The sequence below is a fragment of the Bradyrhizobium sp. RD5-C2 genome, from assembly GCF_019972155.1.
Lineage (GTDB): Bacteria > Pseudomonadota > Alphaproteobacteria > Rhizobiales > Xanthobacteraceae > Bradyrhizobium.
Window position 1 is genome coordinate 116,061 of sequence record NZ_BOVL01000009.1, and the last position, 24,129, is coordinate 140,189.

The following is a 24,129-nucleotide window of genomic DNA, read 5'->3' on the forward strand; positions in this document are numbered from 1 at the left end:
CGGTGGACACTGTAGCGCCGCTCAGGCGGGATGTGCAGCAAGATAGGGCGAATTGGCGATCGACCATTCCGGCATCGGCTCCATCCGGAAGATCTGCCGCAGATGCACCTCGTCGGGGCCGTCGCCGATCCGGAGCAGCCGTCCCCACGCCAGCGCCTGATGGATCGGCGTATCGTCGGAGCCACCCATCGCGCCGAACACCTGCATCGCGCGGTCGGCGATCTTTTGCAGCATCGCCGGCACCGCGACCTTGATCAGTGAGACGTCGCGCCAGGCGCCGTGATGGCCGGCCTGATCGAGCCGCCAGGCGCAGCGATACGCGAGCAGCCGTGCCTGCTCCAGCTCGACACGGGCTTCGGCGATCCAGCGCTGCACGGTATCGTACTCGATCACGGTGCGCCCGAATGCGCTGCGCTCCGCGGCGCGCGCCATCATCAATTCGATCAGGAGCTCGCAGAGCCCGATCGAGCGCATGCAATGGTGGATGCGCGCCGGGCCGAGCCGGATCTGCGCGACCTTGAAACCCTCGCCCTCGGCACCGAGAAGATTCTCCACCGGCACCCGCACATTGTTGAACACCAGTTCACCAATCGGCGCGACATGATCCTCGCAGCCCATCCAGCGCAGCCGCCGCACCAGCCGCACGCCAGGCGCATCCATCGGCACGATGATGCAGGAATGCCGGCTGGTGCGCTCGGCGCCGGCATCGGTGACACCCATCACGATCAGGAAGCTGCAGCGCGGATGCGCGGCGCCGGTGATGAACCATTTGCGGCCGTTGATGATGTAGTGGTCGCCGTCGCGCACCATCCGCGTTGCGATGTTGGTGGCGTCGGACGAGGCCACATCGGGCTCAGTCATGCCGAAGGCGGAGCGCGTTTCGGCGTTGAGCAGCGGCGCCAGCCAGCGCTTCTTCTGCGCCGGCGTCGCGCAGGCCTGCAACGCGATCATGTTCGGCACGTCGGGCGCCTGGCAGTTGAACACCTCCGGCGCCCAGAACAGCCGCCCCATGATTTCCGCCAATGGCGCGTAGTCGAGATTGGAGAGGCGTGTGCCCGGCTCATCGTCGGCCAGTTCGGGCAGGCCGAGATTCCACAGGCCCGCCGCGCGCGCCTGTTGTTGCAGCTCGGCCGTGAAGGGCGGCGTGTCACTGTGCGCACGGACATGATCGAGCCAAGCGCGCTGGCGCGGCAGCACCGCCTGCTCGAAGAAGGCCAACAGATCTTTCCGCCACCGCTCCGACCGTTCGGACAGATCGAAATCCATGCCACCTCCCGCATTTTGGGCGGGAGATAACCTCATATCGAAACGATTTGCAAATTCATTTCGATATATTGACATTTATGGCCATTTGAGACCATTATTTCGTATGGCGGCATTGTCCACTCTCGAATCCCAGGCGGATCCCTCCTTTGCGACCACCCTGGCGCACGGGCTCGATCTGCTGGCGGCCTTCCGCAACCACGCCGACCCGCTCTCGAATGCGGAGCTTGCCGAGCACACCGGCCTGTCGCGGCCGACCGTCTCGCGCCTGACCTACACGCTGGAGCAGCTCGGCTATCTCAGGCGCGACGCCAAGGGCCGCTTCGTGCTCGGGCTCGGCGTGCTTGCCGCCGCCTATCCGGTGCTGTCGTCGCTGAAGGTCCGCCAGCTCGCGCGTCCGCTGATGCGCGACTTCGCCGCCTACACCGGCGGCACGGTGTCGATCGCGATGCCGTTCGGGCTCGACTTCATCTATGTCGAAACGCTGCGCACCACCGACGCAGTACCGCACGTGCCTGACGTCGGCTTTGTCTCTTCGCTGGCGCCGACTGCGGTCGGGCGCGCGCTGCTGTCGCTGTTCACCAAGGACGAACGCGACGCCTATGTCGCGCGCGTGAAGGCCGAGCGCCCCGAGGAGCTCGACTACGTCGAACGGCGCACGCTGCCGGACATCGAGCTCTGCAACGAGCGCGGCTTCGCGGTCTCGCTCGGCGAATGGCGTCGCGAGATCTTTGGCGTCGCCGCCCCGCTGTACCGCACGCCCGCCGGCGAGTGCCTGTCGGTCAATTGCGGCGTCCCCTCGTTCCGCTTCAGCGCCGAGCAGATCGAGCGCGAATGCGGGCCGCGTATCCTCGGGCTCGCCCGCAGCATCCGTTCGCTGGTGGCCGACAACTAGACCACGCATCGCACGAACGATGCGGGAGACATCGGGAGGGAGAGATGCGCGGCACTGCAACCGCCGCGGCCTTGCTTGCGGCCGCGATCACGGCGCTGTCCGGCGGCGTTGCTGTTCGGGCGCAGGACAATTATCCGAGCCGGCCGATCCACATCATCGTGCCCTACCCTGCCGGTGGCATCGTCGACATCGTCGCGCGCGCTGTGACCGAGCAGGTCGGCCGCGACTGGAAGCAGACCGTCGTGGTGGAGGCACGGCCCGGCGGCAACAGCAATATCGGCACATCAGCCGTCGCACGCAGCGAGCCGAATGGCTACACCTGGGTCGTCACCGGCCCCGCTTTGCTGGTCAACCCGGATCTCTACAAGGACGCCGGCTGGAACGCGGCAAGGGATTTCAAATGCGTCGGCCTCGCGGTCTGGAATCAAAGCGTGGCGCTGGTGCATCCGTCGATGCCGGTCAAGACCATCGGCGAGTTCGTCGAACTCGCCCGCAAGCGGCCCGCAGAGTTCAACTTCGGCAATCCCGGCACGGGATCGTCGATCGACCTCAGCGCGCAAAAATTGTTTCAGGTCGCCGGTATCAAGCTGACCAATGTCGGCTACAAGGGCCAGCCGCAGGCCCTGATCGACCTGATGACCAACCTGATGCATTTCGAGATCGTCTCGCTCGAGCTCGCGCTGCCGCACATCAAGGCCCGCAGCGTCAAGCCGCTCGCAGTGTTCACCGACAAGCGCGTACCGGACCTGCCCGACGTCCCGACCATCGCGGAAGCCGGCTTTGCCGAGGCTGCCTACGTTCCCTGGTACGGCATCTACGTGCCGGCCGCGACACCGGCGCCGCTGCTTGCGAAGATCAATGCGGCGATCAACAAGGCGTTGCAGAATCCCGACGTGCAGCGCCAGCTGTCGCTCGCCAATATTCCGGGCAAGCCGATGTCGCTCGATGAGCTCGCCGCGCTGATGAAGGCCGATCAGCAGAAGCTGACGACCGTGATCAAGACCTCGGGAATGGCGCTGCAGTAGCCTCTGCTCAGCAGATTCTGTTTAGTCTTGGGACACCGGCCCATTGTCACGGTAGGCCCACAGGCATTCGCGCGGCAGCGCGACCTGCGCCTCGACGCCGACCTGATGGCGCGCGGCGGTGCCGAGCTCGATCGCCTCCAGCCGTTTGCCGAACAGCTCGATGCCGTAGGCGGTCTGGGTGCCTTGGTAGCGCCGGTCGAGCACCTTCGCCGCAAACGTGTTGGCACCATCGGGCCGGCCGATCGCGATATTCTCGGGCCGCAGCGCCACGCGCACCTTCTCGTCGGGATTGAGCGCCTGGAACAGCGCGACCTCACCTCGCCGGCCGTCGCCGAAATCGACCACGCCATAGCCGCCGTTGCACGCGACCAACGTGCCGGCGAGCTCGTTGGTTGCGCCAGTGAAATTGGCGACGAACAGATCGGCCGGGCGGTTGTAGATCACGTCCGGCGTGTCCATCTGCAACAGCTTGCCGTCGCGCATCACGCCGATCCGGTCGCCGAGCACGACCGCCTCGGCCTGGTCATGGGTGACGTAGAGCGCGGTCATCCCGGTCTGCTTGAGAATGACGCGCAGATCGTCGCGCAGCCGCAGGCGCAGTTTGGCATCGAGGTTCGACAGCGGCTCGTCGAGCAGCAGGAGTTGCGGCCGGTACACCATGCTGCGCGCCAGCGCGACGCGCTGCATCTGCCCGCCTGAGAGCGCCACCACCGGCCGGTCGGCATAGTCGGACAATCCGACCAGCGCCAGTGCGTCGTCGACCATGCGGGCGGCATCGGTGCGGCCGACGGTGCGGTGCTTCAACGGATAGATCACGTTCTGCCGCACCGTCATATGCGGCCACACCGCATAGGACTGGAACACCATGCCGAGGTTGCGCAGGCGCGGCGGCACGAGGATGCCGCGCGCCGGCGACGAGACCACCCGCCCGGAAATGCTGATCTCGCCATCGGTCGGATGCTCGAGCCCGGCGACGCAGCGCAAGGTCGTGGTCTTGCCGCATCCGGACGGCCCGAGCAGCACCACGATCTCGCCGGCCGGCACGCCAAAGCTGACGCCATCGATCGCCGGGCGGCCGATCGCAAACTGCTTCCTGAGATCGCTGACCTCGAGCGTTGCCGTCATCGCTGCACCATCAGCCTATTGCCGATACCCGTAGATCTTGTCCCAGTCCGCGACCCACGCCGCGTGCAGCTTCACGTACTCGTCGAACTTCGGGTACCAGAGCTTGACCGCCTTAGGATCGAAGCCCTCCGGAAATGCCGGCGGCTCCTTCAACGACGTGAGATTGCCGAGCTCCTTGATCATGAAGGTCTGTCCTTCCTTCGACAGGCACCAGTTCAGGAACAGCTTTGCCGCATTGGGATGCGCGGCTGTCTTCGGAATGCCGCTCGCATAGGGATTGACCGGCGCGCCCTCTGGCGGAAAGAAGATCTCGATCGGCGCGCCGTCCTTCTTCTTCTGGTAGATCACGTTGTAGAGCAGCGGCGCGATCGCGATCTCGCCGCGCACCAGGGCGTCGGCCGTCGGCGCCCCGGAAGGATAGAGCACGGGATGGGTCGCGGCCTGCCTGGCCCAGTAGTCCTCGCCGAGCACCTGGCGCTCGAACATGATCCGGGTCCAGGTGGTGCCGCCGGACTGCGCGAACACCTGCCCGATCAGCTTGTCATATTGCGGCTTGGTCAAATCCATCCACGATTTCGGCGGATCCTTCACCAGCTCGGTGTTGTAGCCGATCGACCATGCGATGGTGGCGCGCGGCCACAGTTTTGGCGAGATCAGCGCATGCGGATCGTAATCGGCCGCGTTCGGCGGCGCATAATCCTGGAACAGGTCCTCCAGCGGCTGCATCAGCGCCCGATCCGAATGGTCGACGACGTCGGCGATCAGCTTGCCGGCCGCGGCTTCGGTCTTCACGCGGGTGATGAGCTGCCCGCCGGGCGCGCGGACCATCTCGACCCTGATCTCGGGAAAGCGCTTGTTGAACGCCTTGATCACCTGCTGTTCGATCTCGGCAAAGTTCGCGGTGTAATAGACGAGCTTGCCCTCGGCCTTTGCAGCGGCGATCAATTCCGCCGAGCCGAACTCCTGTGCCCGCGCCGCCGGCGCCAGCGCGAGCGTTGCGACGCTCGCCAAGGCCAGTGTGGTGAAGGTTCGTCTATCCATCGCCAATCCTCCCCTTATTCGTTATCCGGTCCGCGCCACGTTGCCTTGCGCCGCCCCACGCGACAGCCAGTTGGCGCCGCCGATCAGGACACCGAGCAGCACGGTCTGCACCAGGCTGAAGGCCGCCGTCTTGCCGATATTGCCGCCCTCGTAATAGTCGAGCAGCAGCACCGACATCACCATGGTGTTGCTGGTGTAGAGGAACAGCGACGAGCCGAGCTCGCGGATCGCCAGCACGAACAGCAGCGTCATCGACGCCAGCACGCCCGGCCGCGCCAGCGGCAGCACGATCGTCCTGATGGTGCCGAGCATGCCCCGGCCGCAAACCCAGGCGGCCTCCTCGAGCTCGCGATGGATCTGCAGGAACGAGGTCGACAGCGCCTTCACGGTGTCGGGCATGAAGCGCGCGATGAAGGCGAGCGCGAGAATCCAGATCGTGCCGTAAAGCCCGCCGGGCACGCCGATCCAGGCCCAGAGATAGGCGACGCCGACCACGAGCCCGGGGATTGCGACCGGCAGCGTCGAGATCAGGTCGATGGCGCCGCGCCCCGCGACGCGGGTGCGATGGATGGTGTAGCCGATCGCAAAGGCGAGCGCGCCGCCGACGACAGCGGTGATGATTCCAACCTCGATCGCGTTGTAGATCGACTTCATGGTCAACGGATTGTCGAAGATGCTCTCGAAATGCGTCAGCGAATACTGCCGTATGTCGAACAGGCTCGCGGCGTCGCGGATGAACATGAACTTGCGGAAGGCCGCGACGATCAGCGCCAGCGAAGGCAGCACCACGACGATGACGAGATAGACGATCCCGAGCGCGAAGGTGACCCAGCGCCACCGCCCGAGATCGAGGCTGCGCGGCCGGAACGCCTTGCCCGCAACGGTCGTATAGCTGCGCCCGCTGAGCAATTTCTGCTGCAGATAGACCAGGAGCCCCGTGACCATCATCAGGATGATCGCGACGGCCGCTGCGGTGTTGTAGAGCGGCGGCGACCAGTTGGTGAGCTTGAAGATGTAGGTCGTCAGCACGTTCAGATTGGTCGGCGCGCCGAGCACGGCCGGGATGCCGTAGATGCCGAGCATCACGATGAACGACAGCAGCATGCCCGAGACGATCGCCGGCATGATCAGCGGAAACGTCACTGTGAACAGGGTGGTGAATGCGCTGGCGCCGGAGATTTCCGCGGCCTCCTCCAGGCTCGGGTCCATGTTGCGCAGCGCCGACGAGGTGAACATGTAGACATAAGGCGCGTAGTAGATGCCGAACACGAACACCAGGCCCCACATCGAATAGAGATCGATGCGCAGGTCGGAGCCCATCCACTTGAACATCGTGTTGATCAACCCGGTCTTCGGCGAGCCGAGGATCGCCCAGGCCACGCCCGCCACCAGCGGTGGCGCGAACAGCGGCAGGATGCTGGCCGCGGCGATGAAGCCCTTGAACGGCGTGTTGGTGCGAACCACGATCCACGAGAAGAACAGCCCGATCGCAACCGCGATGACCGTGCCGCCGCCGCAGGCGATCAACGTGTTGAGCAGCGCTTCGCCGACATTCGGATTGGCAAGCACGGCGAGGAAATTGGCGATCGACAGATGGCTCAGGCTGAGGCGGATGCCGTCGACCACCGGATTGGTGTCGGTGAGCGCGCCGAGCAGCAGCATCAAAACGGGATAGATGACCAGGAAGCTGAGGATCGCCAGCAGCGCCGTGATCCAGAGGCCCGTGAATGCGCGGCGCCGGGTTCCCTCCCTGGCGCTTCGCATGGCTTCGCTGCGCCGGTCGGCCTGTCCGTGCAAAGCGCGCGTCCCCTCTTGCGGCGCGATCTGACGTCGCGCCTGCTTGTATGCCAAGCGTAGTCGATCGCGACCGTGACGCAAGCTATCCGAAAGTCGCTTGCGTGCGGTTGTCTGACACACCGCGGGAACACGAACTCGATCGATCGCGCTCACGCGCCACGATCTCGGTGTCGTCCTGGCGAAGGCCAGGACCCATACTCCGCGGCGGAGGTTGTTCGCGGGACTCGTCGTTCCAGCGACACGCAACAATGCGCGTTTGGGGTAATGGGTCCTGGCTTTCGCCAGGACGACACCAGTTGTTTGGCACGGCCCACATCCACAACTGTCGTCCCTGCGAAAGCAGGGACCCATCACCACAGGGCGTGTTGTTGAAGAGGGCTGCGGCCCCAGCGTCGCGCAACAATTGCCATTTGTGGTTATGGGTCCCGGCCTACGCCGGGACGACACTGAATTTGTTGCGCGGCCGCCGAGTCATATTTCGGCGTTCTCGCGACACAATTTGCGCGAGTGTTGCTCTTCGTTCCGCCCCTCGCCGCGCGACCGACTCTCGGCCGCAACCTGCCGGCCCGCGTCCGGCAACGTCACTTCGCATACGCATCATGCAATGGCGCGGCTGGGGAACGGGATGGTGACGTAGTACATGGCGATCCCGGAGACATTTTCAGGCATGCTCGATAAAACCCCGACCACCGCAGCTGCGGCGCCGATCACCGATGGATTGCCCTGGGAACGGCGACGCTGGGCGGTGGCCGCGATCTTCACCGCGCTGGCGATGGCCTCGCTCGACACCGCGATCGCCAACATCGCGCTGCCCGCGATCGCCAGCGATCTGCATGTCAGCCCTGCCGAAGTGGTCTGGGTCGTCAACGTCTACCAGATCGCCCTGGTCGCCACGCTGCTGCCGCTCGGTGCGCTCGGCGAAATCGTCGGCCACCAGCGGATCTACATCGGCGGCCTCCTGCTGTTCACATTGGCGTCACTCGGCTGTGCGCTGGCGTGGTCGCTGCCGAGCCTCCTGGTCGCGCGCACATTGCAGGGGCTCGGCGCCAGCGGCCTCATGAGCGTCAACACCGCGCTGGTGCGCTTCGTTTATCCGAGCCGGATGCTCGGCCGCGGCTTCGGTCACAATGCGCTCGTGGTCGCGAGCGCCATGTCGCTCGGGCCGACGATCGCCTCCGGCATCCTCGCGCTCGGCCCGTGGCCCTGGCTGTTCGCCGTCAACATTCCCTTCGGCATCGTCGCCTTGCTGATCGGCATGAAGACGTTGCCGAAGACGCCGCGCGCCAGCCACGCCTTCGACTTCGCCGGTGCGGCGCTGGCCTGCGCCTGCCTCGGGCTCTTCATCATCAGCATCGGCAGCGCCGCCCATAAGACCGCGCCTGCGCTCGTCATCTCGGAGTTTGCCGGCGCCCTGCTGTTCGGCTGGATCCTGACCCGGCGGCATGCCGACCATCCGGCGCCGATGCTGCCGATCGACCTGTTCCGCCGTCCGATCTTCGCGCTGTCGGCCGCAACCGCCGTCTGCTCATTTGCTGTGCAGGGCCTCGCCTTCGTATCGCTGCCGTTCTACTTCGAGGACATACTGCACCGCTCGCAGGTCGAGACCGGCTTCTTCATGACGCCGTGGCCACTGGTGGTCGCCTTCATGGCGCCGATCGGCGGCCGGCTGTCGGATCGCTATCCGGCCGGCATCCTCGGCGGCATCGGCATGCTGCTGCTGGGCCTCGGCATGGTGCTGCTCGCGACCCTGCCGGCCGAGCCCGGCATCGCCAACATCGTCTGGCGCACCATGATTTGCGGCATCGGTTTCGGCTTCTTCCAGACCCCCAACATGAAGGCGATCATGTCGAGCGCACCGCCGTATCGCAGCGGCAGCGCCAGCAGCATCGTCGCGACCGCACGGCTGACCGGACAGACCACCGGCGCTGCACTCGCCGCGCTCTGCTTCGCACTCGCCGATCGTGAGGGCGCAACCGTCGCGCTGGCGCTGGGTGCCGGATTTGCCGCGCTCGGCAGCGTCATGAGCTTCCTGCGGCTGGCCGTCGCCTCACCGCAAAAGGCATGACAGGCATGTTGCATGCGCGGAGCGCGACCATACACCGCGCCATCAACTTTCTTCCGCACTGCAAGCGCATATTCTTGATTTGAACCGTTCCAGTTTCAAGGCCAACATCGCCCCGAAGTCCAATCGGAGGATTGGACCATTCAGGGGAAAGCGATGGCAAACCTCAAAATCAACGGCAAGACGACCAATGTAGACGTCGAGGACGACACGCCACTGCTGTGGGCGATTCGCGAGAATGTCGGACTGACGGGGACCAAATACGGCTGCGGCATCGCACAATGCGGCGCCTGCACGGTGCATATCGACGGCGTCGCGATGCGCTCCTGCGGCGTGACGGTGAGCGAAGTGGCCGGCAAGGACATCACCACCATCGAGGGCCTCGCGGCGGGCGGCGTGATGCACAAGGTACAGCTCGCCTGGATCGCCAGCGACGTGCCGCAATGCGGCTATTGCCAGAGCGGCATGATCATGGCCGTCGCGGCGCTCTTGAAAGAAAACCCTAAGCCGACCGACGACGACATCAACGACGCCATCACCAATATCTGCCGCTGCGGCACCTTCCAGCAGGTGCGCGAGGCGATCCATGCTGCCGCGAACGCATGAGGGGGCAGCCATGAATCTGCAAGTCAACCAACACATCATGCCGACACTCAATCGCCGCGCCTTCGTGATCGGCACGGCAACCGCCGGCGCCGGTCTCGCGCTCGGCCTCGATCTGCCGTTCGGCGGTCCCTCCGTGGTGCGCGCAGCCGACGGCGCTCCTGAAGTCAACGCCTGGGTTGTGATCCGGCCCGACGACACCGTGGTGATCCGCATCGCCCGCTCCGAAATGGGCCAGGGTACGCTCACCGGCCTCGCCCAGCTCGTCGCCGAGGAACTGGAGTGCGACTGGTCGAAGGTCACCACCGAATATCCGACGCCCGGCCAGAGCGTCGCCCGCAAGCGCGCCTGGGGCGATTTCTCGACCGGCGGCAGCCGCGGTATCCGCACCTCGCAGGACTACGTCCGCAAGGGCGGCGCCACCGCACGCGTGATGCTGATCCAGGCGGCGGCGAACGAGTGGAAGGTACCGGCCACGGAATGCAAGGCCGCGAACAGCGTCATCACCCACACGCCAACGGGCAAGACCACGACCTACGGCAAGGTTGCGGAAGCCGCCGCCAAGCTCGAACCGCCGGCCGACGTCAAGCTGAAGGAACCGAAGGACTGGACCATCGCCGGCAAGGGCCTGAAGCGGCTCGATACCGTCGACAAGACCACCGGCAAGATGACCTATGGCATCGACGTCAAACTGCCGGGCATGCTGAACGCCGCGATCAAGGATTGCCCGGTGTTCGGCGGCAAGGTGAAGAGCTTTGACGAAGCCAAGATATCAGGCATGAAGGGCGTCAAGAAGGTGGTGCCGGTCGGCGACAGCGCCGTTGCCGTCGTCGCCGACACCTGGTGGCACGCCAAGTCTGCGCTCGATAAGCTGCCGATCGTCTGGGACGAAGGCGACAACGCGAAGGTCTCCAGCGAGACCATTGCGAAGTGGCTTGCCGAAGGTCTCGACAATGCGCAGCCGGCCTATGTCGGCAACCAGAACGGCGATGCCAAGGCAGCGATCGCAAGCGCGGCCAAGAAGGTCGAGGCTGTCTACAGCTATCCCTACCAGAACCACGCCACGATGGAGCCGATGAACGCCACCGTGCTCTACACGCCCGACAAATGCGAGGTGTGGTGCGGCACGCAGAATGGCGAGGCGGCGTTCGCGGCGGCGCTTGAGGCCTCCGGCCTGCCGGCGGAGAAGGTCGACGTGCACAAGCTGATGCTCGGCGGCGGCTTCGGCCGGCGCGGCATGACCGACTATGTCCGCCAGGCGGTGGCGATTGCCAAGCAGATGCCGGGCACGCCGATCAAGCTGTTGTGGTCGCGCGAAGAGGACATGCAGCACGGCAAGTATCACCCGATCACGCAGTGCAAGCTGACCGGCGCGTTCGATGCCGACAACAATCTGGTGGCGCTGCATTACCGGCTGTCGGGTCAATCCATCCTGTTCTCGGTGCGCCCGGAAGCGCTGCAGAACGGCATGGACCCCGCCGCGTTCCAGGGTGTCGCGCAGTCCGGCGAGGCCGCGATCGGCTATGCGGTGCCGAACTTGCTGGTCGAGCATGCGATGCGCAATCCGCACGTCCCGCCGGGCTTCTGGCGCGGCGTCAACGTCAATCACAACGCGATCTACCTGGAATGCTTCATGGACGAGTTGGCCCTGGCTGCCGGCCAGGACCCGCTCGAATTCCGCCGCAAGCTGATGGGCAAGCACCCCAAGCATCTCGCCGTGCTCAACGCCGTAGCCGAGAAGATCGGCTGGGGCACGCCGGCGCCGCAGGGCATCTATCGCGGCATCGCGCAGGTGATGGGCTATGGCAGCTACGTTGCCGGCGCCGCCGAGATCTCGGTGACCGACGGCAGCAAGATCAAGGTGCATCGCATCGTCGCCTCCACCGACCCCGGCTATGTCGTCAATCCGGCGCAGGTGGAGCGGCAGATCGCGGGCTCCTTCGTCTACGGTCTCAGCGCGCTGTTCTATGGCGGCTGCACCGTGAAGGACGGCCGCATCGAGCAGACCAATTTCGACACCTACAACTCGATGCGCATCAACGAAATGCCGAAGGTGGAATCGGTGATGGCGCCGAGTGGCGGGTTCTGGGGCGGCGTCGGCGAGCCGACCATCGGCGTTGCGGCGCCGGCGGTGCTCAACGCCTATTTCGCCGCGACGGGAAAACGCATCCGTACTTTCCCGTTGCGCAACCAGAACATCTCTTTCGCCTGATCAAACCAGAAGCGGCGGCCGTACCGGCCGCCGCTTCGTTTTTCCGGATTCTTGTGCATGGCCGTCACGCGTCATCCGACGCGCAGGGATGTGGTCCGTGGCGCCGCTGTCGTTGCAGCGGCGGCGCTGGCGCGTCCATCGCTGGCGCAAGGCGCACCGCGGATCGCGGTGATCGGCGGCGGTTTTGGCGGCGCGGTCTGCGCGCGGGCGCTGCGGCGGCTTGATGCGAAACTCCAGGTCACGCTGATCGAGCCGAACAAGACCTTCACCGCCTGCCCGTTCAGCAACGAGGTGATCGCAGGCTTGCGCGAACTCTCCGCACAGCAATTCACCTACGACAAGGTTGCGGCCGACGGCATCACCGTCGTCGCGCAAGCGGCCGCCAAGATCGATGCGCAGGCGCGCACCATCACGCTCTCTGATGGCACAACGCTCTCCTATGACCGCCTTGTGCTCGCTCCCGGCATCGACATGCGCTTCGACGCCCTGCCCGGCTATGACGAGGCCGCCGCCGAGAGGATGCCGCATGCCTGGAAGGCCGGCGCGCAGACCCTGCTGCTGCGCAGGCAACTTGAAGCAATGGACGATGGCGGCCTCGTCGTGATCGCGGTGCCTGCCGCGCCGCTGCGCTGCCCGCCCGCGCCTTACGAGCGCGCCAGCCTGATCGCGCATTACCTCAAGGCCACGAAGCCGAAGTCGAAGATCCTGGTGCTCGACGCCAAGGACAATTACTCGCAGCAGAAGCTGTTCGAGAGAGCCTGGGCGGATCTCTATCCCGGGATGATCGAGCGGATCGCGCTGTCGCAAGGCGGACGGGTGACGTCGGTCGATTCGGCGACCAACGAGATCATCACCGATTTCGGCAACTACACCGCCGCGGTCGCCAATGTGATCCCGCCGCAGCGAGCCGGTCGTATCGCGGAGATCGCCGGCGCCGCCGACCACACCGGCTGGTGCCCGATCGATCCGGTCAGCTTTGCCTCCAAGCTGGTGCCCAACATCCATGTCATCGGCGATGCCGCGATCGCCGGCGGGATTCCGAAATCCGCTTCCGCGGCGGCGGCGCAAGGCCGGGCCTGCGCGGCCGCGATCGTCAACGCGCTGGCAGGCAAGGCGCCGGAGACGCCGCGGCTCGATGGCGCCTGCTACAACACCGTCGCGCCCGGCTACGCGTTCTCGCTGAAGGGCATCTATCAGCCGAGGGAAGATCAGTACGCCGAAGCCGAGGTGACCACGAGCCCAGTCGACGCGCCGCGCGAGGTACGCGAGCGCGAGGCCGATCAGGCGCTCGACTGGTTCAGGGCGATCACGGGAGACGCCTTTGGCTAGGCTCGCCCCGATAACGTTGCTCGCCGCGGCACTACTCGCAGCTTGCGCACCCGCCAGCGCCGAGGCACTGCGGCCCTATACCGTGGTCGGCGATGCGATTCCCGCTTCGCTAACCGGAGCCAAGGGTGACGCAACCCGCGGCCGTGCGCTGATCGTCGAGCGTTCCTCCACTTGCATCCTCTGCCATAGCGGCCCATTTCCCGAACAGTCGTTTCAGGGCGACCTCGCGCCGAACCTCACCGGCAGCGGCAACCGCTGGTCGGAAGGCCAGTTGCGGCTCCGGCTGGTCGATGCGGCGCACCTCAATGCGGCGACAATCATGCCGTCCTACTATCGCGCCGACGGGCTTACGCGTGTGGGCGCCTCATGGCGCGGCAAGCCGATCCTGTCGGCGGAGCAGATCGAGGATATCGTGGCCTATCTGGTAACGTTGCGGAACTAGGACCTTATCAATCAATGGCGAATTCAAACCACACCACACGCCGCACGGTTCTCGGCCTCGCCGGAGGCGCCGCAGTGATGGTGATCGTACGTCCCGCGGAAGCGACGCCGGCGATGCTGCAGGCTGCAATCCGCAATGTCGTCGGCGAAGCCAATGTGCGCACCGGCAAGGTCAAGCTCGATATCCCGCCGCTGGTCGAGAACGGCAACACCGTGCCGATGACGATCAGCGTCACCAGCCCGATGACGGCGGATGAGTATGTGAAGAGCATCCATGTCTTCAACGAGAAGAACCCGCAGCCGAACATCGGTAATTTCTATCTGGGGCCGCGCGCCGGACGCGCGCAAATATCGACCCGCATCCGTCTCGCCGACAGCCAGAAGGTCACCGCCATCGCGCGGCTGTCCGACGACACGTTCTGGTCGACAACCGCTGATGTCGTGGTGACGCTCGCCGCCTGCACCGAGGAGGCGATCTGATGCCATCGGCCCTGATCAACGTGCCGGCCAAGGCCAAGCGCGGCAGCGTCATCGAGATCAAGACGCTGATGTCGCATATCATGGAGACCGGCTATCGCCACACCGCGTCGGGCGACGTGGTGCCCCGCGACATCATCACGAGCTTCACTTGCCGGTTCAACGGCACGGAGATCTTTCGCGCCGATCTTTATCCGGCGATCGCCGCCAACCCGTTCATCACCTTCTTCACCACGGTGACCGAGAGCGGCAAGTTCGAGTTCGAGTGGATCGGCGACAAGGGGTTTTCGGAGACCGCGCAGGCTTCGATCACGGTCGAATGAGGATTGCGGTCTGCATCGCGCTGCTGACGGCGGTGGCGGGCGCGGCGCTCGCCGCGGAGATTCCGCTATCCGAACGCCGCTCCGGCTACAGCTTCATGAGCGCGGACACCAGGGCGATGCAGGACGAGGACACCGCCAACCCCGGCATGCTGTTCGTGCTCGACGGCGAGGCCCTGTGGAAGCGCAAGGCTGGCGCCGCAAACAAGGCCTGCGCCGATTGCCACAACGATGCGCGCGTCAGCATGAAGGGCGTCGCGACGCACTATCCCGCCTTCGAGAAGGCGCTGGGGAGACCGGTCGAACTCGAAGCGCGGATCAATCTCTGCCGCACCAACCACCAGCAGGCATCGCCATTCGCCTATGAAAGCCGCGAGCTGCTGGCGCTGACCGCCTATGTCGCGCAGCAGTCACGCGGCATACCGATCGCACCCGGCGACGATCCGGAGCTGGCGCCCTTCGTCGAGAAGGGCCACGCGCTGTTCATGCAGCGGCAGGGCCAGCTCAATCTCGGCTGCACCAATTGCCACGACGACAACTGGGACAAGAAGCTCGCGGGCAGCGCGATCACGCAGGGACAACCGACCGGCTATCCGCTGTACCGGCTGGAATGGCAGTCGCTCGGATCGTTGCAGCGGCGGCTGCGCGCCTGCATGACCGGCATTCGGGCGCAGGCCTATGACTATGGCTCGCCCGAGCTGGTCGAGCTCGAGCTCTATCTGATGTCGCGAGCGCGCGGCATGCCGATCGAGACGCCGGCGGTCAGGCCATAACGCATCGGCTTGATCCAGCGAAGCGAAGCAATCCATTGCTCCCGGCTGTACCGGAAGATGGATTGCTTCAGCCTTCGCTGCGAAGATCAGCGTTCGGCGAACGCCTTCTCCACCACGAACTGCGCAGGCTCACCGTGATTGCCCTCGACGAAGCCGCGGCCGCCCAGCAGCGTGCGGGTGTCGGCGACCAGCGCCGGCGAACCGCAGATCATGACGCGGTCATGCGCGGCATCGAGCGCCGGCAGGCCGATGTCGGCGAACAGCTTGCCCGAGGTGATGAGGTCGGTGATGCGGCCGCGGTTGTGGAACGGATCGCGCGTCACGGTCGGATAGTAGATCAGCTGATCGCGCACGAGATCGCCGATCAGCTCGTCCTGCGGCAGCTTCTCGGTGATCATCTCGCCATAGGCGAGCTCCTTGACGCGGCGGCAGCCATGCAGCAGCACGACCTTCTCGAAGCGGTCATAGGTCTCGGGATCCTTGATCACGCTCAGGAACGGCGCGAGCCCCGTGCCAGTGCCGATCAAATAGAGGTTGCGGCCGTCCTCGAGGTTGTCGATGACCAGCGTGCCGGTGGCCTTGCGGCTGACGATGATCTCGTCGCCTTCCTTGAGGTGCTGGAGACGCGAGGTCAGCGGGCCGTCCGGAACCTTGATCGAGAAGAACTCGAGCGTGTCCTCGTAGTTCGCGCTGGCGACGCTGTAGGCGCGCAGCAGCGGCTTCTCGCCGACTTTGAGCCCGATCATGGTGAACTCGCCGTTGCGGAAGCGGAACGACGGATTGCGCGTGGTTTTGAAGGAGAACAGCGTGTCGGTCCAGTGATGAACGCTGAGGACGCTTTCCTGGTTGAAATTGCTCATCGCACCAATCCCTGATTTGTGCTGCGGCGGAAAGGGACTTGAACCCCGTTGACCGGCCGGATCGTTTGTATACGATCATTCGTATACAAATGAATAATCCGGCTTGATCGAAAAGTCAAGCCGGGCTCAGATTCCCGGGCAATTTCGGAACGAAAAAAGGAAAACACCCATGGCTCACGACGCGCCCCAGGCCACCGGCCCCAGCAAGCTGGTGATCCGCAATATCGGGCTATTGCTGTCGGGAGCGCTGGAGAAGCCGATCCTGGACGCCGATACCATCGTCGCCGAGAACGGCAAGATCACCGCGATCGGCCGCTTCAAGGACGTCGACACCGAAGGCGCCACCACGATCGTCGATGCCATGGGAACGACGGTCGCGCCCGGCCTGATCGACAGCCACGTCCATCCCGTCGCCGGCGACTGGACGCCGCGGCAGAACCAGACCAACTGGATCGACAGCTATCTGCATGGCGGCGTCACCACCATGATCTCCGCGGGCGAGGTGCACATGCCCGGCCGGCCGCGCGACGTGGTCGGGGTGAAGGCGATGGCGATCTTCGCGCAGCGCGCGTTCTGGACGCTACGGCCGGGCGGCGTGAAGGTGCACGCCGGCGCGCCCGTGATCGAATGCGAGATGGTCGAGGACGATTTCAAGGAAATGGCCGCCGCCGGCGTCAAGCTGCTCGGCGAGGTCGGGCTAGGTGGCGTGAAGGACGGGCCGACGGCGCGGAAAATGGTCGGCTGGGCGCGCAAATACGGCATTCAAAGCACGATCCACACCGGCGGCCCTTCGATTCCCGGCTCCGGCCTGATCGACAAGGACGTCGTTCTGGAAGCCGACACCGACGTGGTCGGCCACATCAACGGCGGCCACACCGCCCTGCCCGACGATCAGATCCGCTGCATCTGCGAGGGCTGCAAACGTGGTCTCGAACTGGTGCACAACGGCAATGAGCGTTCGGCGCTGTTCACCTTGCGCACCGCGCGCGAGATGGGCGATTTGCATCGCGTCATCCTCGGCACCGACGCGCCGGCCGGCTCCGGCGTGCAGCCGCTCGGCATCCTGCGGATGGTCTCGCTGTTATCCTCGCTCGGCGAGCTGCCGGCCGAGCTGGCATTCTGCCTTGCGACCGGCAACACCGCGCGGATGCGCGAGCTCGATTGCGGCCTGATCGAGGTCGGCCGCTCCGCCGATTTCGTCATCATGGACATGGCACAGCACTCGCCGGGCAAGAACCTTCTGCACAGCGTGCAGCTCGGCGATCTCCCGGGCATCGGCATGACCATCATCGACGGCATCGTCCGCACCCAGCGCAGCCGCAACACGCCGCCCGCCGGCAAGGTGCCGGAGATCGTCGCGAAGTAGCCGCAATAGTGACCCGTCACACCCGCGCAACGGCTTTGCCTCTGCGCGGAGGTAACGGTGAGAAATTGGTCCGTAGGGAACAGTAAGGCGCCGCGCGCCTTTGCCGCGCCGCCTCCGTAACCGAACCTTGTTTCCACCCGTCATCATTGAGGTGTATCGTGCCGCCACGCGAACATAGCCGGCGGCGCTCGCAAGAGCCACGCGACGATTAAGTTCCTGCCGCATGCCGCCGCGCCGTGTTGGTCCACACCAGGCAAACAGGAGGCAGCACGATGACGATGAGGCCAGATCCCACGTTTCACGCGTCGCCGAAGCTTGCGATGGAAGCTCCGGCGGAGAACTTCGCCTACACCGTGCTGCTCAGCCCGGACTTTTCCAAGCCCGACGCGCTCGCCGTGATCGACGTCAAGCCGGGCTCGCCGACCTACAGCAAGATCGTCCACACCGTGACGATGCCCAACAAGGGCGACGAGTTTCACCACTTCGGTTGGAACGCATGTTCCTCGGCATTATCTCCGCTTGCGGGACATGCCTTCATTGAGCGCCGCTATCTGATTGTTCCCGGCATGCGGTCATCGCGGATCTACATCATCGACACCAAGCCGGATCCGACGCAGGCCAGGATCCACAAGATCATCGAGCCCGAGGAGGTCTTCAGAAAGACGGGCTATTCGCGGCCGCATACCATCCACTGCGGACCGGACGGCATTTATGTCTCCACGCTCGGCGGCGGCGGCAAGGACGGCACCGATGGACCGCCCGGCGTCTTCATCATGGACTGCGAGACCTTCGAGGTGCTCGGACGCTGGGAAATCGATCGCGGTCCCCAGACCAAGCACTATGACTTCTGGTGGAACCTGCCGCGCGACTACATGGTGAGCAGCGAATGGGCGCTGCCGCCGCAGTTCGAGAACGGCATCGTGCCGGAGGACCTGCTCTCGAACAAATACGGCCATCGCATCCACTTCTGGGATCTGCGGGCGCGCCGCAATGTGCAGACCATCGATCTCGGCGCCAACCATCAGATGGCGCTGGAGGTGCGGCCCGCTCACGATCCGGTTCGTGAATACGGCTTCGTCGGCGTCGTGGTCGATACCACCAACCTCGAAGGATCGATCTGGACCTGGTGGCGCGAGGGCGGCAAGTTTCACATCGAGAAGACGGCGACGATCCCGCCCGAGCCCGCGCCGAAGGAGCAATTGCCGCCGCTGCTGCAGGGTTTCGGCGCCGTGCCGCCGCTGGTGACCGACATCGACCTGTCGATGGACGACAAATTCCTTTACGTCTCCTGCTGGGCCACCGGCGAGATGCGCCAATACGATGTCAGCGATCCGCGCAAGCCAAAACTCGCCGGATCGGTCCGCATCGGCGGCATCGTCAGCCGCACCCCGCATCCCAACGGACAGGCATTTGCCGGCGGTCCGCAGATGGTCGAGATCAGCCGCGACGGCAAGCGGGTCTACTGGACCAATTCGCTGTACTCGACCTGGGACGACCAGTTCTATCCGCAGGGCATTCCCGGCGCCGAGGTGATGGCGAATGCAAGCCCGGGCGGCGGCCTTGAGCTGGCGAAGGACTACTGGGTCAGCCTCCCCGACGGGTATCGCGCGCACCAGATCCGCCTCGACGGCGGTGACTGCTCGACGGATTCGTTCTGCTATCCATCGGCCTGAATGTGAGTGCAGCCGACTGGACACCGGCCTGGCTGTGGCTGGCGGTGATTGCGAGCGGCCTCTACCACGGGATCAACCCCGGCATGGGCTGGCCGCTCGCGGTTTCGGCTGGATTGATGCAGAGGAGTTCGCGCGCGCTGCTGGCCGCGCTCGGCCCGCTCGCAATAGGTCACCTGCTGGCGATGCTGCTCGTGATCCTTCCCTTCGCGCTGCTGATCACCCTCGTCGAATGGCAGCGCACGATCCGGATCGGCGCCAGCCTGCTCGTGATCGCCTTCGGCATCTATCGGCTGATCGACCGCCGCCATCCGCGGGCCCTGGCGCGGATCCCGCCGACGCAACTCGCTTTGTGGTCCTTCGCGGTGGCGATCGCCCACGGCGCAGCGCTGATGCTGGTGCCGATCTATCTCGGACTATGTCGCGAGGCCGAACCGGACCAAGGCCACGCCGCCGCCAACTCCCTGATCGACACCAGCCTCACCATGGCCGTGCTGGTCTCCATCGTCCATGCCGGCGCGATGATCGCCGCCGGCGGATCTCTGGCGTGGCTGGTCTACCGCTATCTCGGCCTCAAATTCGTGGCCCGGAGCTGGTTCAACCTGGACACGGTTTGGGCCGTCAGCCTGGTGCTGGTCGGCGCCGTCGCGCTTGGCCTTGCGACATAATCCGGATGCGACACGGTGGCACTTTCTTCATCCTCCCCTGGAGGGGGAGGATCGGTTCGCATGAAATGCGAACCGAGGTGGGGTGACAGTCTCACCATTAGAACAGTGCCCGTGTGGAGAGACCACCCCACCCCGGCTCTCATCTCGCTATGCTCGATGTGATCCGACCCTCCCCCTCCAGGGGAGGGTAAGGTCAGCGCAACCTGCCGAGCAGCGCCATCAGGGTCTCGCGCTCCTTGGCGTCGAGCGGGGCCAGCGTCTCCCTAGAGATCACCAGCGCATTCGGCGCGGCCTTGTCGGCCATCTGCTGACCAGCGCGCGTCAGGCTCACCATCAGCCGGCGGCCGTCGTCGGGATCGGGCGAGGTCTCGGTCAGGCCGCGTGCGGTGAGGCGATCGATCACGCCCTTGATGGTCGCGACATCCATCGAGGTCAGCCGCCCGAGCTGGTTCTGCGAGCATGCCCCGACCTCGGACAGCTTCGACAGCGCCGCCCATTGCGTCGGCGTCAGGTTGATGCCGATCTCGCGGGAAAAGATCACGGCGTGACGCTGCGACACCTGGCGCAGGATGAAGCCGATCTGGTCATCGAGCACGTAACCGGGCTTGGCCGCCTTGACGCTTCGCTTCTGTGCAGCGCTCCTCGCCATTGTCCACCCCGTCCTTTACAGCGACAGATGCGCGTCGCGGATATCCGGGCGCGCATCGAGTTCCGCCATGGTGCCGCCAAAGCAGATCCGGCCGCGTTCGATGATGTAGGCGCGATCCGAGATCAGCCGGGCGAAATGCAGATTCTGCTCTGACACGACGATGCTGACGCCCTCTTTCTTCATCGCCAGGATCGCATCGACCATCTGTTCGACGATCTTCGGCGACAGCCCCTCCGACGGCTCGTCGAGCAGCACCAGCGACGGATTGCCCATCAGCGTGCGCGCGATCGTCAGCATCTGCTGTTCGCCGCCGCTCATGCGCCCGCCGGGCCGGCCGCGCATCTCGCCGAGATTGGGGAACAGCTTGAACAGTTTTTCGCGATCCCATTGCGGCGCATTGGGCCGCTTGGGCTGGCGGCCGACCTCGAGATTCTCTTCGACCGTCAGATCCGTGAAGATGCGCCGTTCCTCCGGCACATAGCCGAGCCCGCCGCGCACGATCGCATGCGTCGGCAGCTCCAAGACGTCCCTGCCCTCGAACATGACGCGGCCGGAGCGGTTCTCGACCAGGCCGACGATCGAGCGGAACGTGGTCGACTTGCCGGCGCCGTTGCGGCCGAGCAATGCGACCACTTCGCCCTCGCCGACCTCAAGCGCGATGTCGAACAGGATATGCGCCGGGCCGTAGAAGCTGTTGAGATCCTTCACCGTGAGCTTCATGCGGGTGCTCCCTCGCGGTGCCGGGCGTCGTAGAGAAGGCCTTCGCCGAGATAGATCGCCCGCACCTGGGCATTGCCGCGCACCTCCTTGGGCGAACCCTCGGCGATCAGCGTGCCGCGGTTGAGCACCAGGATGCGGTCGGCGTGCTCGAACACCACGTCCATGTCGTGCTCGGTGAAGAGAACGCCGATCGACTGCTCGCGCGCGATCCGCGCCGTCAAGCGCATCAGCTCGACGCGCTCGCGCGGCGCCATGCCGGCGGTCGGCTCGTCCATCAGGAGCAATTTTGGCTGGTTGGCGAGCGCGATCGCAAGCTCCAACCGTTTGACGTCGCCATAGGCGAGCTCGCCGCAGGGGCGTTCCGCATAGGCGCCCATGCCGACCAGGTCGAGCAGTCGCCCGGCTTCGTCGCGTGCCTGCCGCGCGGTCGAGGCCCACAGGTTGAACAGTTGCCCGCCATGCGAGACCAGTGCGACCTGCACATTCTCGCGCACCGTCATGGTCGGGAACGTCGCCGCGATCTGGAAGGTGCGGCCGACGCCCATCCGCCAGATCACGCGCGGTTTCTTGCCGGTGGTGTCCGCGCCCAGCACGCGGATGCGGCCGCTATCGGGAATGTTCTGGCCGTTGAGCATGTCGAAGCAGGTGCTCTTGCCTGCGCCGTTCGGTCCGATCAGCGCCAGGATTTCACCGGCGCGCAGCTCGAACGAGACGCCGCGCACGGCATGCACGCCGCCATAGGATTTGGTCAGCCCCTCGACCGACAGCAATGTGGGAACCATGCTCATTCGGCAGTCTCGATGCGGGAGGTGAGCAAAGGCGACGCCGCCGACGACGATTTGCGCCGGCGATGCATGAGCGCTTCCAGCGTGCCGACGATGCCCTTCGGGAACGCGACCACGATCAGCACGACGAAGCCGCCGAGCACGAGTTTTGAGAGATCGGTTTGGCTGACCAGCCAGATGTTGAGCGCCTTGTAGACGATCGCGCCGACCACCGCGCCCGACACCGTCTCGACGCCGCCGAGCAGCACCATGACCAACGCATCGACCGACAGCGAGATGCCCATATTGTCGGGGAAGACGCTGCCCTTGAGGTAGGCGAACAGTGCGCCGGCAAGGCCGGCGACCGTGCCCGCGATCACGAAGGCGGTCCACTGGATGCGCTTGCCGTTAATGCCGACGGCTTCGCTGCGCAGCGGCGAGTCGCGCGTGGCGCGCAGCGCAAAGCCGAACGGCGAGAACACGATGATGCGGAGGATCGCGACCGCGAGCGCGGCGATGCCGAGCGACAGCCAGTAGAAATGCGACGGGCTCGCCGCCCATTTTTCCGGCCAGACGCCGAGAATGCCGTTGTCGCCGCCGGTCACCGACACCCACTGGAATGCGATCGACCAGACGATCTGGGCAAAGGCCAGCGTCAGCATCGCGAAATAGACGCCCGAGAGCTGCACTGCGAAGAAGCCGAACACCGCCGCGCCGACGAGCCCCAGCAGCGGGCCGAGCAGCAGGCAGGCGATCATCGGCAAGCCCGCCATCTTGGCGAGCAGCGCGACGCCATAGGCACCGAGGCCGAAATAGGCGGCGTGGCCGAACGAGGCGAGCCCGCCGACCGACATCAGGAAGTGGAGGCTGACCGCGAAGATCACGAAGATCGCAATCTCCGAGCCGACGGTGAGCACGTAATTGCCGGCGACGAACGGCAGCGCGGCGGCGACCACGAGCGCGGCGATCGCGGCGAGCCGTTCATTCATCGTCAGCGGCCGCCACGGATTGACCGTGAGGCCCGGCGTGCGCCGCGCCGGCGCTTCCGGCTTGCCGAACAGGCCCCACGGCCGGACGATCAGCACCACCGCCATCACCAGGAACACCAGGATGATGGAGATCTTCGGGAAGATCAGGATGCCGAAGGCGTTGAGCTCAGACACCAGCACCGCCGCGACGAAGGCCCCGATGATGCTGCCGAGGCCGCCGATCACGACCACGACGAAGACCTCGACGATGACGCGCAGATCCATCGCATGATTGACCGCATCGCGCGGGATCTGCAGCGCGCCGCCGAGCGCAGCGAGGAAGACACCGAGCGCGAACACGCTGGTGAACAGCCATTTCTGATTGACGCCGAGCGCTGCGACCATGTCGCGATCCTGCGTCGCTGCGCGCACTAGCACGCCCCAGCGGGTGCGCTGGAACAAGAGCCAGAGCACACCGAGCACGACCGGCCCGAGCACGATCAGGAACAGGTCGTAGCTCGGAATGTTCTGGCCGAAGAAATCGATCGCCCCCTTGAAGCCCGGCGCGCGGCGACCGACCAGATCGTCCGGCCCCCAGATCAGCACCACGAGATCCTCGACCATCAGCGTGAGGCCGAAGGTGGCGAGCAGCTGGAACAGTTCGGGCGAATGGTAGATCCGGCGCAGCAGCACCATCTCGACCAGCACGCCGATCGCAGCAACGACCAGCGCCGCGATGACGATGCCGCCCCAGAAACCGAATGCACCCGAGAAGCGCTCGGTCAGCGTGAAGGCGACGTAGGCGCCGAGCATGTAGAACGCGCCATGCGCGAAATTCACGATCCGCGTCACGCCGAAGATGATCGACAGGCCCGAAGCGACCAGGAACAGCGACGCCGCGCTGGCAAGACCGGTCAGGAACTGGACGACATAGAAGGCCATGGGCGGTCCGCGTTGGAGATCACAAGCGTCACTTTCCTTCACCTCGCCCCGCTTGCGGGGAGAGGTCGAAACTCAAGCGGAGCTTGAGTTTCGGGTGAGGGGGACTCTCCACGCGCTCGCTCGCAGTGGCAGCCCCCCCCCCCCCCCCCCCCCCCCCCC

22 protein-coding genes are annotated in these 24,129 nt (G+C 65.3%); 13 read left to right on the forward strand and 9 right to left on the reverse strand.

Annotation, left to right across the window (positions count from 1 at the left end):
- Positions 1–21: 21 nt before the first annotated feature.
- Positions 22–1,266, reverse strand: coding sequence for an acyl-CoA dehydrogenase family protein (locus tag BraRD5C2_RS10200; RefSeq protein WP_223968141.1), 1,245 nt, complete (start codon positions 1,264–1,266; stop codon positions 22–24).
- 112 nt (positions 1,267–1,378) lie between these two features.
- Between BraRD5C2_RS10200 and BraRD5C2_RS10205 the strand changes: the two genes are divergently transcribed.
- Positions 1,379–2,158: an IclR family transcriptional regulator gene (locus BraRD5C2_RS10205; protein WP_223968142.1), complete on the forward strand. Its 780-nt coding sequence runs from the start codon at positions 1,379–1,381 to the stop codon at positions 2,156–2,158.
- A 44-nt stretch (positions 2,159–2,202) separates the two neighbouring features.
- On the forward strand, positions 2,203–3,183 hold the full coding sequence (locus tag BraRD5C2_RS10210) for a Bug family tripartite tricarboxylate transporter substrate binding protein (RefSeq protein WP_223968143.1): 981 nt from the start codon (positions 2,203–2,205) through the stop codon (positions 3,181–3,183).
- A 21-nt stretch (positions 3,184–3,204) separates the two neighbouring features.
- On the opposite strand, the gene BraRD5C2_RS10215 is transcribed toward BraRD5C2_RS10210, so the two are convergent.
- The 3 genes from BraRD5C2_RS10215 to BraRD5C2_RS10225 are packed head-to-tail and all read right to left on the reverse strand — an operon-like array spanning position 3,205 to position 7,113.
- The gene (locus tag BraRD5C2_RS10215) at positions 3,205–4,308 is read right to left on the reverse strand and encodes an ABC transporter ATP-binding protein (RefSeq protein WP_223968144.1); all 1,104 of its coding nucleotides are present in this window, start codon (positions 4,306–4,308) and stop codon (positions 3,205–3,207) included.
- A 15-nt stretch (positions 4,309–4,323) separates the two neighbouring features.
- Positions 4,324–5,349, reverse strand: a complete 1,026-nt coding sequence (locus tag BraRD5C2_RS10220; RefSeq protein ID WP_223968145.1) for an ABC transporter substrate-binding protein — start codon at positions 5,347–5,349, stop codon at positions 4,324–4,326.
- Between the two features lie 21 nt (positions 5,350–5,370).
- Positions 5,371–7,113 carry an ABC transporter permease gene (locus BraRD5C2_RS10225; RefSeq protein WP_223968146.1) on the reverse strand — a complete coding sequence of 581 codons (1,743 nt, stop codon included), beginning with the start codon at positions 7,111–7,113 and terminating at the stop codon, positions 5,371–5,373.
- Positions 7,114–7,813: 700 nt separating this feature from the next.
- On the opposite strand from BraRD5C2_RS10225, the gene BraRD5C2_RS10230 reads away from it, so the two are divergent.
- The 8 genes from BraRD5C2_RS10230 (at position 7,814) to soxA (ending at position 15,363) form a co-directional block, all read left to right on the forward strand.
- Positions 7,814–9,211 carry an MFS transporter gene (locus BraRD5C2_RS10230; protein WP_223968147.1) on the forward strand — a complete coding sequence of 466 codons (1,398 nt, stop codon included), beginning with the start codon at positions 7,814–7,816 and terminating at the stop codon, positions 9,209–9,211.
- A gap of 153 nt (positions 9,212–9,364) precedes the next feature.
- On the forward strand, positions 9,365–9,814 hold the full coding sequence (locus BraRD5C2_RS10235; RefSeq protein ID WP_223968148.1) for a (2Fe-2S)-binding protein: 450 nt from the start codon (positions 9,365–9,367) through the stop codon (positions 9,812–9,814).
- Between the two features lie 10 nt (positions 9,815–9,824).
- Positions 9,825–12,023 (forward strand): xanthine dehydrogenase family protein molybdopterin-binding subunit, encoded by a 2,199-nt coding sequence (locus BraRD5C2_RS10240; protein WP_223968149.1) that lies wholly within the window; start codon positions 9,825–9,827, stop codon positions 12,021–12,023.
- Positions 12,024–12,080: 57 nt separating this feature from the next.
- Positions 12,081–13,352, forward strand: a complete 1,272-nt coding sequence (locus tag BraRD5C2_RS10245; protein ID WP_223968150.1) for an NAD(P)/FAD-dependent oxidoreductase — start codon at positions 12,081–12,083, stop codon at positions 13,350–13,352.
- On the forward strand, positions 13,345–13,794 hold the full coding sequence (gene soxX, locus BraRD5C2_RS10250; protein ID WP_223968151.1) for a sulfur oxidation c-type cytochrome SoxX: 450 nt from the start codon (positions 13,345–13,347) through the stop codon (positions 13,792–13,794). Before BraRD5C2_RS10245 ends, soxX begins: the two co-directional genes overlap by 8 nt.
- 14 nt (positions 13,795–13,808) lie before the next feature.
- The gene (locus BraRD5C2_RS10255; RefSeq protein ID WP_223968152.1) at positions 13,809–14,273 is read left to right on the forward strand and encodes a SoxY-related AACIE arm protein; all 465 of its coding nucleotides are present in this window, start codon (positions 13,809–13,811) and stop codon (positions 14,271–14,273) included.
- Positions 14,273–14,593 (forward strand): thiosulfate oxidation carrier complex protein SoxZ, encoded by a 321-nt coding sequence (gene soxZ, locus BraRD5C2_RS10260; protein ID WP_223968153.1) that lies wholly within the window; start codon positions 14,273–14,275, stop codon positions 14,591–14,593. The genes BraRD5C2_RS10255 and soxZ overlap by 1 nt, the downstream gene beginning before the upstream one ends.
- Complete coding sequence (gene soxA, locus BraRD5C2_RS10265) at positions 14,590–15,363, forward strand: sulfur oxidation c-type cytochrome SoxA (RefSeq protein WP_223968154.1); 774 nt, start codon at positions 14,590–14,592, stop codon at positions 15,361–15,363. Before soxZ ends, soxA begins: the two co-directional genes overlap by 4 nt.
- Before the next feature lie 86 nt (positions 15,364–15,449).
- Here the strand turns inward: soxA and BraRD5C2_RS10270 are convergent, their stop codons facing one another.
- The gene (locus BraRD5C2_RS10270; protein WP_212311330.1) at positions 15,450–16,223 is read right to left on the reverse strand and encodes a ferredoxin--NADP reductase; all 774 of its coding nucleotides are present in this window, start codon (positions 16,221–16,223) and stop codon (positions 15,450–15,452) included.
- 169 nt (positions 16,224–16,392) lie between these two features.
- On the opposite strand from BraRD5C2_RS10270, the gene BraRD5C2_RS10275 reads away from it, so the two are divergent.
- From BraRD5C2_RS10275 to BraRD5C2_RS10285, 3 genes are all read left to right on the forward strand, one after another.
- On the forward strand, positions 16,393–17,589 hold the full coding sequence (locus BraRD5C2_RS10275; protein ID WP_223968155.1) for an amidohydrolase family protein: 1,197 nt from the start codon (positions 16,393–16,395) through the stop codon (positions 17,587–17,589).
- A 272-nt stretch (positions 17,590–17,861) separates the two neighbouring features.
- Positions 17,862–19,262: a selenium-binding family protein gene (locus tag BraRD5C2_RS10280; protein WP_223968156.1), complete on the forward strand. Its 1,401-nt coding sequence runs from the start codon at positions 17,862–17,864 to the stop codon at positions 19,260–19,262.
- A 2-nt stretch (positions 19,263–19,264) separates the two neighbouring features.
- Positions 19,265–19,927: a hypothetical protein gene (locus tag BraRD5C2_RS10285; protein ID WP_223968157.1), complete on the forward strand. Its 663-nt coding sequence runs from the start codon at positions 19,265–19,267 to the stop codon at positions 19,925–19,927.
- A gap of 193 nt (positions 19,928–20,120) precedes the next feature.
- On the opposite strand, the gene BraRD5C2_RS10290 is transcribed toward BraRD5C2_RS10285, so the two are convergent.
- Genes BraRD5C2_RS10290 through BraRD5C2_RS10305 form a run of 4 tightly spaced genes read right to left on the reverse strand, consistent with a single transcriptional unit; the run spans position 20,121 to position 23,970 of the window.
- A complete protein-coding gene (locus BraRD5C2_RS10290) occupies positions 20,121–20,576 on the reverse strand; it encodes a MarR family winged helix-turn-helix transcriptional regulator (protein ID WP_223968158.1) in 456 nt (151 codons plus the stop codon).
- 15 nt (positions 20,577–20,591) lie between these two features.
- The gene (locus BraRD5C2_RS10295) at positions 20,592–21,296 is read right to left on the reverse strand and encodes an ABC transporter ATP-binding protein (RefSeq protein WP_223968159.1); all 705 of its coding nucleotides are present in this window, start codon (positions 21,294–21,296) and stop codon (positions 20,592–20,594) included.
- Positions 21,293–22,084, reverse strand: a complete 792-nt coding sequence (locus BraRD5C2_RS10300) for an ABC transporter ATP-binding protein (protein ID WP_223968160.1) — start codon at positions 22,082–22,084, stop codon at positions 21,293–21,295. The genes BraRD5C2_RS10295 and BraRD5C2_RS10300 overlap by 4 nt, the downstream gene beginning before the upstream one ends.
- A complete protein-coding gene (locus BraRD5C2_RS10305; RefSeq protein ID WP_223968161.1) occupies positions 22,081–23,970 on the reverse strand; it encodes an ABC transporter permease in 1,890 nt (629 codons plus the stop codon). The genes BraRD5C2_RS10300 and BraRD5C2_RS10305 overlap by 4 nt, the downstream gene beginning before the upstream one ends.
- Between the last annotated feature and the right edge of the window lie 159 nt (positions 23,971–24,129).

Coding starts and splice junctions, on each gene's coding strand:
- BraRD5C2_RS10200 (WP_223968141.1), bottom strand. CDS start 1,266: ATGGATTTCGATCTGTCCGAACGGTCGGAGCGGTGGCGGAAAGATCTG.
- BraRD5C2_RS10210 (WP_223968143.1), top strand. CDS start 2,203: ATGCGCGGCACTGCAACCGCCGCGGCCTTGCTTGCGGCCGCGATCACG.
- BraRD5C2_RS10215 (WP_223968144.1), bottom strand. CDS start 4,308: ATGACGGCAACGCTCGAGGTCAGCGATCTCAGGAAGCAGTTTGCGATC.
- BraRD5C2_RS10220 (WP_223968145.1), bottom strand. CDS start 5,349: ATGGATAGACGAACCTTCACCACACTGGCCTTGGCGAGCGTCGCAACG.
- BraRD5C2_RS10225 (WP_223968146.1), bottom strand. CDS start 7,113: ATGCGAAGCGCCAGGGAGGGAACCCGGCGCCGCGCATTCACGGGCCTC.
- BraRD5C2_RS10230 (WP_223968147.1), top strand. CDS start 7,814: ATGCTCGATAAAACCCCGACCACCGCAGCTGCGGCGCCGATCACCGAT.
- BraRD5C2_RS10235 (WP_223968148.1), top strand. CDS start 9,365: ATGGCAAACCTCAAAATCAACGGCAAGACGACCAATGTAGACGTCGAG.
- BraRD5C2_RS10240 (WP_223968149.1), top strand. CDS start 9,825: ATGAATCTGCAAGTCAACCAACACATCATGCCGACACTCAATCGCCGC.
- BraRD5C2_RS10245 (WP_223968150.1), top strand. CDS start 12,081: ATGGCCGTCACGCGTCATCCGACGCGCAGGGATGTGGTCCGTGGCGCC.
- BraRD5C2_RS10255 (WP_223968152.1), top strand. CDS start 13,809: ATGGCGAATTCAAACCACACCACACGCCGCACGGTTCTCGGCCTCGCC.
- soxZ (WP_223968153.1), top strand. CDS start 14,273: ATGCCATCGGCCCTGATCAACGTGCCGGCCAAGGCCAAGCGCGGCAGC.
- soxA (WP_223968154.1), top strand. CDS start 14,590: ATGAGGATTGCGGTCTGCATCGCGCTGCTGACGGCGGTGGCGGGCGCG.
- BraRD5C2_RS10270 (WP_212311330.1), bottom strand. CDS start 16,223: ATGAGCAATTTCAACCAGGAAAGCGTCCTCAGCGTTCATCACTGGACC.
- BraRD5C2_RS10275 (WP_223968155.1), top strand. CDS start 16,393: ATGGCTCACGACGCGCCCCAGGCCACCGGCCCCAGCAAGCTGGTGATC.
- BraRD5C2_RS10280 (WP_223968156.1), top strand. CDS start 17,862: ATGACGATGAGGCCAGATCCCACGTTTCACGCGTCGCCGAAGCTTGCG.
- BraRD5C2_RS10290 (WP_223968158.1), bottom strand. CDS start 20,576: ATGGCGAGGAGCGCTGCACAGAAGCGAAGCGTCAAGGCGGCCAAGCCC.
- BraRD5C2_RS10295 (WP_223968159.1), bottom strand. CDS start 21,296: ATGAAGCTCACGGTGAAGGATCTCAACAGCTTCTACGGCCCGGCGCAT.
- BraRD5C2_RS10300 (WP_223968160.1), bottom strand. CDS start 22,084: ATGAGCATGGTTCCCACATTGCTGTCGGTCGAGGGGCTGACCAAATCC.
- BraRD5C2_RS10305 (WP_223968161.1), bottom strand. CDS start 23,970: ATGGCCTTCTATGTCGTCCAGTTCCTGACCGGTCTTGCCAGCGCGGCG.